This is a genomic window from Clostridium sp. UBA6640 (assembly GCF_002455975.1).
GTDB lineage: Bacteria > Bacillota > Clostridia > Clostridiales > Clostridiaceae > Clostridium_J.
Map to the genome: position 1 here is coordinate 1 of NZ_DKLM01000136.1, position 10,097 is coordinate 10,097.

11 protein-coding genes are annotated in these 10,097 nt (G+C 30.7%); 1 reads left to right on the top strand and 10 read right to left on the bottom strand.

The window, feature by feature from the left end:
- From B2W91_RS14775 to B2W91_RS14790, 4 genes are all read right to left on the bottom strand, one after another.
- Positions 1-244: hypothetical protein (locus tag B2W91_RS14775; protein WP_291582312.1), on the bottom strand; the 244-nt coding region annotated here is incomplete at its 3' end.
- Positions 245-585: 341 nt separating this feature from the next.
- Positions 586-2,115, bottom strand: a complete 1,530-nt coding sequence (locus B2W91_RS14780) for a glycine betaine uptake BCCT transporter (protein ID WP_291582314.1) — start codon at positions 2,113-2,115, stop codon at positions 586-588.
- Between the two features lie 355 nt (positions 2,116-2,470).
- Complete coding sequence (grdH, locus tag B2W91_RS14785) at positions 2,471-3,784, bottom strand: betaine reductase selenoprotein B (protein WP_291582316.1); 1,314 nt, start codon at positions 3,782-3,784, stop codon at positions 2,471-2,473.
- A 73-nt stretch (positions 3,785-3,857) separates the two neighbouring features.
- Positions 3,858-5,183 (bottom strand): glycine/sarcosine/betaine reductase component B subunit, encoded by a 1,326-nt coding sequence (locus B2W91_RS14790; RefSeq protein ID WP_291582317.1) that lies wholly within the window; start codon positions 5,181-5,183, stop codon positions 3,858-3,860.
- A 194-nt stretch (positions 5,184-5,377) separates the two neighbouring features.
- On the opposite strand from B2W91_RS14790, the gene B2W91_RS14795 reads away from it, so the two are divergent.
- On the top strand, positions 5,378-6,049 hold the full coding sequence (locus B2W91_RS14795) for a TetR/AcrR family transcriptional regulator (protein ID WP_291582318.1): 672 nt from the start codon (positions 5,378-5,380) through the stop codon (positions 6,047-6,049).
- A 110-nt stretch (positions 6,050-6,159) separates the two neighbouring features.
- Here B2W91_RS14795 and B2W91_RS14800 read toward each other — a convergent pair whose 3' ends face one another.
- The 6 genes from B2W91_RS14800 to B2W91_RS14825 all read right to left on the bottom strand — a co-directional run.
- Complete coding sequence (locus B2W91_RS14800) at positions 6,160-6,726, bottom strand: hypothetical protein (RefSeq protein ID WP_291582319.1); 567 nt, start codon at positions 6,724-6,726, stop codon at positions 6,160-6,162.
- A 126-nt stretch (positions 6,727-6,852) separates the two neighbouring features.
- Positions 6,853-6,993 (bottom strand): class I SAM-dependent methyltransferase, encoded by a 141-nt coding sequence (locus B2W91_RS14805; protein ID WP_291582321.1) that lies wholly within the window; start codon positions 6,991-6,993, stop codon positions 6,853-6,855.
- A gap of 119 nt (positions 6,994-7,112) precedes the next feature.
- Positions 7,113-7,685, bottom strand: coding sequence for an Ltp family lipoprotein (locus B2W91_RS14810; RefSeq protein WP_291582323.1), 573 nt, complete (start codon positions 7,683-7,685; stop codon positions 7,113-7,115).
- 169 nt (positions 7,686-7,854) lie between these two features.
- Positions 7,855-8,877 carry a MerR family transcriptional regulator gene (locus B2W91_RS14815; RefSeq protein WP_291582325.1) on the bottom strand — a complete coding sequence of 341 codons (1,023 nt, stop codon included), beginning with the start codon at positions 8,875-8,877 and terminating at the stop codon, positions 7,855-7,857.
- Between the two features lie 250 nt (positions 8,878-9,127).
- Positions 9,128-9,439 (bottom strand): hypothetical protein, encoded by a 312-nt coding sequence (locus tag B2W91_RS14820; protein ID WP_291582327.1) that lies wholly within the window; start codon positions 9,437-9,439, stop codon positions 9,128-9,130.
- Positions 9,440-9,479: 40 nt separating this feature from the next.
- A partial coding sequence (locus B2W91_RS14825; protein WP_291582329.1) for an ATP-binding cassette domain-containing protein occupies positions 9,480-10,097 on the bottom strand: 618 nt, incomplete at its 5' end.

Consider the following 10,097-nt stretch of genomic DNA (forward strand, 5'->3'; position numbering starts at 1 on the left):
CTGTTGGACCTGTTGGGCCTGTCCGTCCTGTTGGACCAGTTGGCCCTGTCGGACCGGTTGGACCTGTTGGGCCTGTTGGACCTGTTGCTCCTGTTGGGCATGTTGAATCTAGAAAAATATCATCATATTTATCTTGAAAGTTTTCGCTATATTCTTCTAATCTTTCCAAAATTTCAATCATAACATCTATCTTTTTTATTATATCATCATTTATTAAGTTGCTATATTCATCTAATTTAAACATAGTTACCCCCATTTTCAACTTATTTGTATTTATTTCAATATCTATTAAAAGTATTGAATATACTACGATATAGTATGCTTGTACAATATATTTGGTCCTATTTTCAGTATTGTTGTAACTTTATTTATCTATAATTAAATTTGAATTATTAATTATATAGTAATTAATTGAAATAGTTCCATAAAAAAATAGAGATAAGATCTACACACCTTATCTCTATTTTCATTGCTTATTATTTATTTATATTTTAAAAATATATAATTTTACTATTTTTATGGGACATATATGAACATTATAAAATCATTAAAATAGACATTAAATATTTAATTTTTATAATCTATTTATATCTTTTCTTCCCTAAAAGCCTTCCATAATGATATACAAGCTAATAACATTACTAATATAAAAGGAAAAGCTGCTACTACTGAGGCTGTTTGAAGTGATTTCAATCCTCCGGATAATAATAATGCTACTGCTAACAATGATTGTACTAGTCCCCATAATATTTTTTTAGTATTAGAAGGATTTAAATCTCCCTTTGAAGTCAGCATACCTAAAACAAAGGTAGCTGAATTTGCAGAAGTAATAAAGAAAGTGCAAAGTAGTACTATAGTTATTACCGCTATAACTATACCTACTGGATAATTTTGAACTACAGCAAAATATGCTGTTTCAGGAACTGCTGCTATCTCTTTAAGCTTATTAAGAGGTATTTTCCCTGTAATACCTAGATCAATTCCTAAAGTTCCAAAAATTGAAAACCAAATTAAAGAAGCTATTGTAGGCGCAACTATAACTCCTAGTATAAATTCTCTTATTGTTCTTCCTCTTGAAATTCTAGCTATAAATATTCCTACAAATGGAGCCCATGCTATCCACCATGCCCAATAAAATACTGTCCATCCATTTATCCAGCTATTATCTCCAAAAGCCTCTAAATGCAAACTGTCTTGTATAAAATTTCCAATATAAGCTCCTGTTCCACTTGTTAGTGAATTTATCATTTTAATTGAAGGTCCAATTAAAAAGCATAATATTAATATGCCAAATGCAAGTATTAAATTTAGATTTGATATTGCACTTATCCCTTTTTCTATTCCCTTAACTGCCGTATATATAAATATTATTGTAATAACTGCAATTATAATCAATTGAACTAAGTTATTTATAGGTATGTCAAACATATAGTTAAGTCCACTATTTATTTGTAACGTACCCAGTCCTAGAGAAGTAGCTACACCTGCTACTGTAGCAAATACAGCCAATATATCTATTATTTTGCCTATAGGCCCATTTACTCTTTCTTCTCCTAATAAAGGAATAAATATGCTACTTATAAGACCTGGTTTACCTTTCCTAAATTGAAAATAAGCAAGCGCAAGGCCTATTATGCTATAATTTGCCCAAGGATGAAATCCCCAATGCATTAAAGATGATTTCATAGCAAAATTTGCTGCCTCTATTGAACCTGCTTCAATTCCTGATGGTGGTGATACAAAATGAGAAAGTGGCTCCCCTATTCCCCAGAACACAAGGCCAATTCCCATACCAGCTCCAAAGAGCATTGCAAACCATGCTATAGTACTATAATCTGGTTTAGAATCCTCTGGCCCAAGTTTAATCCTGCCATACTTACTAAATGCTACTACAATAGCAAAAATAACAAATACAAGCATTGAACTAAGGTATGCCCATCCGAAGTTTTCTGTTAAAAAAGTAAATAAGTTATTAGACATATTCGCAAAATTTTCTTGAGCTAATATGCCCCAAAGTACAATGGCAAAAGTGATGATTAAAGATATAATAAAAACTTCATCAGTCTTTGATTTTGGTGATAATTTATTATTTACTGATGGCTCAATATTTTTCATAAATAGCCCCCCAATATTTATTTTATATGAGGCTAACATTATAGGTATCCAATGTAAAAATTTAAAATATACTTTGGAAAATAAATTTCCTATAAAGATAGCTAATTCCTTAAAAATTAAGTATTAATAATTAAGAATGAAGAGTTTAGGATGAAATTCACTTTAGTGAATTTCTAAAATAAAATCTACTTTAGAAAACTCTAAAGGCTTTGACGGTAGAGTTTTAACCATAATTCTTCATCTTTAATTCTTAATTTTTAATTCAGAAAAAGATTTTTTCTATGAAACTTAAAACCGTGTATAGGTTAATCTTCTATTAAGAGATCCTATAATATTGTCAGCCTTCAAATTCTTATTACATTTTCACCTTAAATACTGTTTGTTCTTTAACATCTTCGGTTAATGCATCTAGTGCAACACCTACCCTGTAATATCTTAATCTCCACTGTTCTTCTTTAGTAGTAGCTGGGTCTCCTAATGGGTATGGTATGGATATTGTAGGAACTATTTTGTTTGCTCCTGCAGTTTTAGCTACTGGTATTAGATTAGCCATTTGAACTATTGGGAATCCGGCTTTTTCTATTTCTTTTACCATCGTTGCACCACAACGCGTACAAGTTCCTCACGTAGAGACCATTATAATTCCATCCACTTTATCACCCTTAAAGTATTCGACTATTTCTCTAGCCATTCTTGCTGCTTCTGCTTGAGTTGTACCAGTTCCAACTGTTGAATAAAAATAATCATGGAGATATCCAAACTTACCTTCTTTTTCGTATTGTCTTAATACGTCTAATGGAAGAATTACATTAGGATCATTATCCGCTGCTGCTGGATCAAAACCTGCATGTATTGTCTTATATACTCCACCTTCTAAGTGTTTCATATTTTTAATATTATATCTTCCCCATCTAGTTGCAGATGCAGATTGAATTTTGTCTGGATTGTCAACAGGTACAATTCCTCCTGTTGTCATAATTGCAATTTTAGCCTTAGATAAATCCTTGATTGGAGTAGCTATCGGTACTCTATCTGCTTTTGGTATTGGAAGCTCTGTAATAAATTCTTCTCCCCTTAACTTTTTTATAAGCATTTCTACTGCTCTATCAGCACCTACTTTTCTGTCTTCTCTCCATACTTGATGCCTTATTCCTCTTGGATAATATCCTTCTTTGTTAGCACCTAAATTTTCTTCACCTTTTAATAACTTATTGCCAAACTTAGCCATAGACTTTATATCTGATTTCATCTTAGCTGCACTATGACCGCCTCTAAATATATACATTTCCTTTTTAAACATCTCAACACCTGGATTTTCAATATGCATTGATGTTATAACAGGTACATTAAATTTATCTTTTACCGCTTTGCATATTTCTCCACAGGCAACTCCGTACCTTCCTGCTTGAAAAGCTGGACCTGCAAAAAATATATCAAAATCTATACTTTCAAGCTCAGATAAAATAATATCTATTGCTTCTTTCGTATTAGAACCCATAAAGTTATCTCCACAAATTATTGTATGAGTAACCTCTGCATCTTCTAAATTCTTATTTAATTCTATAGCTGGTCCTACTAACCCATTTTTTATTACTGGTTTAAAATCAGCCTTGTCTTCTCCTCCAATTTGGCCAAAGAACTGATTTATATATAAAATTACTTTTTTCATATAATATATCCCCCTATAATTTGCTGAAGATTATTTTTGATTATTATAATTATTGATTTTTCTTATTTTAGAGCTAAAAATCTATTACTGTTTTTGGTGACCATCCACAAACTTGATCTCCACAGAACATAGCATTATTTTCCATAATAATTGAACCATCCTCTCTAACTGATGGTCCTAAAATTTCATCATTAGACCATCCGCCTGAAAGGCCATCCCTTCCTAATGCTTCAAGCTCTCCTAATACAATCTCCATAGGTGGAAGCTGTATAAGTTCAGAAACATTACCACAAGATACAATTGCATTTTCCTTTTCATCCATAGATACTAGTGGCTGCGATTGGCCATCTCTGCCAGTACATTCATTTGTTAGTCCTACAACTTTAACCCCTGCGTCTTCTAATGCAACTATACAAGCTGTAAAATCTGCATCAGGATTTCCATATCCTTCTTCAGCAACTATGGCACCATCTGCTCCTAGATTTTTTGCCATTTGGGATACAAATAAAGTTGCTCTATTTTTTTGCTCTAATGCTACATTAAGATTGGACATTATTACTCCTAAAAAGTTAAGCGTCTTACCATGCTCCTTATATAACCTCTTAATAGTCGGATTATTTTGAAATTCATAAGTAGCCCACTTAGAAGAACAAGGCATAAAACTTCCTGATACCACTGCTCCATCTAATATTTCATTAGGATGCATGAAAGTAGGTACCATTCTATTCATATCCCAACCATAAAGCAAACCATTATATCCTAACTCCTCCATTTGAGATTGGGGCTGCATTACGAATACCATACTAGGAAGTTTGTTTATATCTTCACTTCTCTTTGTAACAGTTTCAAGTTCATATACTTCCACCTCTTCTGATTCTTGATTCTTTACGCACTGAGCTATAAATTCAGCAAGTTTATGACCAGCTTCTCTTAATGCCCTATTCTTTTTTTGTTGCTCTCTTTTTTCAAATTCCTCATTAGTGTCAGCAACTAATACTATATTTTTAAGCTGAGAATAATAAGTATATTTAGCGCCTTCCCCACTCATATCTATTAACCCATCTTGAAATCCACCCCAATGTTTTCCCACTACAAGTAAACTACAATCTTTAAGTGCATGTGTTCTTCCCTCTCCAGCTTTAACAAGTTCTCCTGTATATCCAGGGAATAAAGGATTTCCATTTAATTTAACTCTTGGTTCAATAGCTTCTTTAACTGGAACAAGTCTTACCTTATCTCCTGGTTTTACAATATATAATTCTGCTTCTATAATACGTTCATCTTGTTTAACAAAGTTTAGTGCTTCCTCTTTATTTATTATTAATAGTCCATCTTTAAACTCTGTCTTATCTCCAAAAACAATATCTCGCACATGGAAATTTCCTATTTCTAATTTCATAAACCCACCCCATTTTTATAATTTTCTAAATATTCTATATAATTAAATAATATTACGTTTAGTGAATTGTGTAAACACGTTTATAAACATGTTTACAAATTGTTAAACTCTCATCTATTACTTTTTTAAATGTTAATATTTCTTTATTTATGATATAATAGTAAATTATGGATACGGATTTAAGGAGAATACAAATGGCAAAAACTGCTTTAGAAAAAAAACAAACTATGATTTCTTTTATAGATGCAGCCTCACAAATTATGGATAGTGAAGGTATTGAAAGCATTACAGCAAGGAGAGTGGCTACTTTAGCTGGTCATAATGTTGCTATAATTTACAGGTATTTTAATAACCTAGATCATCTTACATTCTTTGTCTGTGTAAAATACTACAATAAATATGTTCATGATCTATATAACTATGTAGATATAAATGATAATACTATAAAAATTTACTATAATATTTGGAAGTGTTTTTGTGTTCATTCCTTCAATAATCCGCAAATATTTAAAGCTATGTTCTTAAATAATATAAATCAGTCTTTTACTCAAGCTATAAATAATTATTATGAATTATTTCCTGAAGAATTAGAAAGCTTGCCTACAGAATTATCTCATATGCTAGATAAGGAAAATATACATGATAGGGATAAGGCAGTATTATCAAAAGCAGCTGAGGACAATTACATAGATAAAAAAGACTTAAATGAAATAAGTGAAGTGATCATCATTTTTTATGAAGGTATACTTACAAGGCTTATAAGTGATTATCATAAATATACTAAAGAAGATGCTCTAAATCTTACTTTGAAGTTTATTAGGCAAATATTGAAATCTTATTGTTTAAAAGATATAAATTTAGATTAAGAAATATTTTTAAAGAATATGAAAAGTCTATAACATATGTTTCGTTATAGACTTTCTTATATACTACTTTATTATTCTATTATCTTTTTTAATAGCTTAAATGTTTATTATTAAAACTTCCAAAAATAAATTATTCTTGGACCCTTTGAAACTCTATCTCCTGTCCTTGGAATCTTAATTACCTTTTTGGGCTTTACATTTAATGTCCATTCTGAGATTATTTTTTCATCGATCATATGGTGCTCAGGATAATTTGCATTATCTTTAGGACAATCCCACATATAAGGAAAACTTAATATAGCTGCTTTTGAAGTTCTCATAACTTCCTCAAATGCCTCCTTTTGTTTTCCCTCTAAATGCTCCCAAACCTGTAATGCAATAAACAAATCATAAGCCTTATCATCTATTGGCCAGGGTACCACTGTGGCATCATGTTTAAACTCTTTATTTATATACTTCTCAGGCCTACCCCATACATCAATCTCTGGCTTAACCATAATATCACAATTCTTCACTATTGTTTGAAATGCAGGTCCTAACTCTAAGACTTTCTCAAATTCATTCTCTTGCTCTATAATATTTATTACCTCACTGAAATAAGCCCATCTCCCCTCATAATATTTAGACCGAGAACTTTTAAGTAAATTATTAAAATCCTCTTTGTTCATTAAGTCCACTTATTATTTCCCCTTTTTATCCATACCTTAATAAATCCTTTTCATAAAATATACCATTTTCCCTAATTTTACCATTAGCATGAAACATGTTAAATGCAAAAAAAGAGCTAAAATTAGCTCTAAATATTAATTATTATTTATTCCTTCATTTTCTACATTCTCTTTAGCCTGTTTAAGCATTCCTTCACTAATATCTACCCCAATTGCTAATTTTGCATTTTGAGATAGTTCTATAAGTTGTTTCCCTAACTTTAGTAAAATCAACACTTTGGAATATTCCTCAGCAAAATTAAAGTAGGTTATGCTTTATATTTATACATTATAAAAGCACCTAGTTCTTATACTAGATTCTTAAGTTATCTTTTTTATATTTATAAGGCAATATATTACTTCAGATTGTCTATAGCATACTGTGCTTCTTCTTCTGTAAATTTCTCTCCATATTCTGATATTAATTGGTCATAAATTGCACTTGGAGACATTGACATGGTTTCTTGATATGTGTTTGCTTTTTTCAATGCATTTGCTTTCCAATCGGCGTCTACATTATCTATAGCATATTGAGCAGCTTCTTGTGAAAACTTCTCTCCATACTCTGATGTTAACTGGCCATATAGTGCAGCCTTAGACATACTCATAGTATCGCTATATGTTTTTGCTTTTTTTAATGCAGACTTATATTCTCTTGGAACATCTTCTTCTGCTTTTTCTTTTGCTGGAACATTTTCTTCTGTTTTTTGGTTCTGACTAATTTCCTCTTTATTTCCAGTATCTAATTTTGAATCTTTCGAATCATTTAAACCCCTACTACCGATAGCTCCAATAATAATTACCACAATTGCCCAAACCCATATTTTTTTATAAAATGGTTTTTTGTTTTTTGTCCCACAACTTGGACAAAACTTTGCATTTGATGCTATTTCTTTAGAACAAGTTTTACATTGTATCATTTTACCCATTAAAATTCCCTCCTACGAAATATATATAATTCCACTCTCCTTAATTATACACATTTTTCTCGTTAGAATATGTCGAATCTTGGAAATTGTTATTATTATTTTTTGCAAAAAAAGAGCCAAAATTAGCTCTAAATATTAAATATTATTATAAAATTATATTTTCCTCTACTTATATATTATCTGCATTTTTATTTAAATTGGCAATTATCACTCCTACAAGCGGGTGTAACTTATATATTTCGATATTGAAATCAAAATTTGAGAAACAATTTCTTAGTTCTTCAACATGAGAAGGAAAATCTACTTTTGGTCCATATCCTACTAAAGCAAATTCTTCTCTATGATCATTAGGATTTTCAAAAAACATTAAATCGCCTATAATAATACTTTGTAAATCTTCCCCACCTATATTAATCATATTTTCTATCGCTTTTTGTTTATACTCTGTAGTCAAATGGTGTAGTGCATAATTTGATATAATTTTTGTAACATGCACTCTTTGTAAATCTACGCTTAAGTTAGGTTCCTCAAAGCTTCCTATATAAAACTCAATATTATTTATTCCTTCATTTTCTACATTCTCTTTAGCCTGTTTAAGCATTCCTTCACTGATATCTACCCCAATTGCTAATTTTACATTTTGAGATAGTTCTATAAGCTGCTTTCCTGTACCACAGCCTAAATCTAGTATCACATCATTCATGTTAGGCTTAACTAATTCATTTATTAACTCTGCAGTTTTTGCTCTCCAATAATAGCTATTAGTAACATATTGTTTACACGCATTATTAAATCTTTGCTTTGCTCTTACTTCCATATTGGTTATCCTGATAATATCAATGAGTTCCTGAACCTCCAGAAGACTATTATTTTGTATTTTTCCTTTTGCTTTATTTAATGCAGTAATAACTGTTTCTATATGTTTCTTTTTATCTTCTAATTCTTTTGTTTGAACATCAATTATACTTCCTATATCCTGTCCCTTTTCACTTAAAAGCTGCTTTATCTCTTCAAGAGATAATCCAACAAATTTTAATGTAGTAATCTGCTGTAGTTTAGTAAAATCCTCATCACAATAAATTCTATACCCTGCATCTGTCTTTCTAGATGGCTTTAAAAGCCCAATTTTATCATAATGCAATAATGTCTTCACAGTTACCCCTGATTTTTTAGCGAACTCACTAATTTTCAAGAATATCCCCCCTCTCAAAATTATTCTAAATTCTAACCTTGGGTCAGAGTCAATACCAATTTAAACTACTTTCAAATATATCACAATAATGCTTTAATTTACCAAATAAATATAAGACAGTAATAATACCTGTTGATATTATTACTGTCTTTATACTATTGTTAATATTAATTTACATTAAACCGTCATACATTGAGTTATTATACAATTTTTGTCGTCCCTCTTTCACACCTTTAAGACAGATAAATAATTATTTATCTGTATCTTCATTATAATAGATAAATTCCATAACCTTATCATGAAGTTCTATGCCATTACGAATTGAACTTTTAGTCTCTCTATTTATTAAATCTAACTTATAAGATAGCTGGCCATACCCATCAATCAATACCATTAAATCCGCTATAACATCAACAACTAAATCTTTCATTAATTCTTCCAATTTAAAATATTGATCTTTATCCAAATCAATTTCAGAATATACTTTTGACATTAAAATATCCAAGTTAGAGTCTTTAATACTTCTTATAGCATTAAAAAATTCAATTTGTTCATTATCCATGTTCTTCCCCCAAATATCTATTATAATTACTTTGGAACTACTAAACGATTTTAGTCGTCCATTCCTCACAATTCCATACTTCTGTTACTATATCTCTATAAAATTCTGGTTCGTGGCAAACTATAAGTATTGAACCCTTATATTCTTTTAGCGCTCTTTTTAATTCTTCTTTTGCATCTACATCTAAGTGATTAGTAGGCTCATCCAGGATAAGTATATTCGTCTCATTGTTTATAAGCTTTGAAAGTCTTACCTTTGCAGCCTCCCCTCCTGAAAGTACCATTACCATGCTCTCAATATGCTTTGTGGTTAATCCACACTTAGCAAGTGCTGCACGTACCTCATATTGGGTATAACTAGGGAACTCCTTCCAGAATTCTTCTATACAGGTATTTGTATTTCCTTCTCTGCTCTCTTGTTCAAAGTATCCTATATATTGATAATCTCCAAGTTCTACCTCTCCACTTAGTGGTTTAATATCTCCCATAAGACTCTTTAAAAGAGTAGTTTTTCCAAGTCCATTAGAACCCATAAGAGCTATTTTTTGCCCTCTTTCCATGTAAAGATTTAATGGTTTTGTAAGAGCACTATCATATCCTATAACTAAATCCTTAGTTTCAAGGATCATTTTTCCTGATGCTCTTGCTGGTTTAAAATT

Coding starts and splice junctions, on each gene's coding strand:
- B2W91_RS14780 (WP_291582314.1), bottom strand. CDS start 2,115: ATGAAAAATATTGAGCCATCAGTAAATAATAAATTATCACCAAAATCA.
- B2W91_RS14790 (WP_291582317.1), bottom strand. CDS start 5,183: ATGAAATTAGAAATAGGAAATTTCCATGTGCGAGATATTGTTTTTGGA.
- B2W91_RS14795 (WP_291582318.1), top strand. CDS start 5,378: ATGGCAAAAACTGCTTTAGAAAAAAAACAAACTATGATTTCTTTTATA.
- B2W91_RS14810 (WP_291582323.1), bottom strand. CDS start 7,685: ATGGGTAAAATGATACAATGTAAAACTTGTTCTAAAGAAATAGCATCA.
- B2W91_RS14820 (WP_291582327.1), bottom strand. CDS start 9,439: ATGGATAATGAACAAATTGAATTTTTTAATGCTATAAGAAGTATTAAA.